This is a genomic window from Bacillus cereus group sp. MYBK195-1 (genome assembly GCF_051916605.1).
GTDB lineage: Bacteria > Bacillota > Bacilli > Bacillales > Bacillaceae_G > Bacillus_A > Bacillus_A cereus.
The window spans coordinates 1-665 of sequence record NZ_JBQAGZ010000029.1 but is presented as its reverse complement, the minus strand read 5'-3'; the positions used below and the strand labels follow the sequence as shown (position 1 = coordinate 665).

The window sequence follows — 665 nt, the reverse complement described above, 5'->3', positions numbered from 1 at the left end:
GTATATACAGTTCGTAAAGCAACAAAAGGATTAGTAAGCTTTATCGAAAAGTTAGGTGAGGAAGCGAAAAAACGCGGTGTTGTTGTAGCCTATGATTCTCGTCATAAATCACCTGAGTTTGCAATGGAAGTTGCTGCTACACTTGGTGCACGTGGTATCACAACATATGTGTTTGAAAGCTTACGTCCAACGCCAGTACTTTCTTTCGCAGTTCGTCATTTACATACAGTAAGTGGAATCGTTCTTACGGCAAGCCATAATCCGCCTGAATATAACGGATACAAAGTATACGGTGAAGATGGTGGACAGTTACCTCCAAAAGAGGCAGATGAGTTAATTAGCTACGTAAATGCAGTAGAAGATGAATTAACAGTTGAAGTCGCTGATGTAGAGCAATTAAAAGCTGACGGTTTATTACATATTATTGGACAAGAAGTAGATGATGCATATGCTGCAGAATTGAACAATGTCATCATTAATAAAGAAATGGTGGAAAAGGTCGGTAAAGACTTAAAAATCGTCTTTACACCATTACACGGAACATCAAATATTTCTGTACGCCGTGGTTTAAAAGAAGTTGGATTTACAGATGTAACAGTTGTAAAAGAACAAGAGTTACCAGATCCAAACTTCTCTACAGTAAAATCACCGAACCCAGAGGAGCA

At 38.5% G+C, this 665-nt stretch carries 1 pseudogene; it reads left to right on the top strand.

The features are described from left to right. Positions 1-665: pseudogene (locus ACTFRY_RS29720) on the top strand (phospho-sugar mutase); the annotation flags it as partial.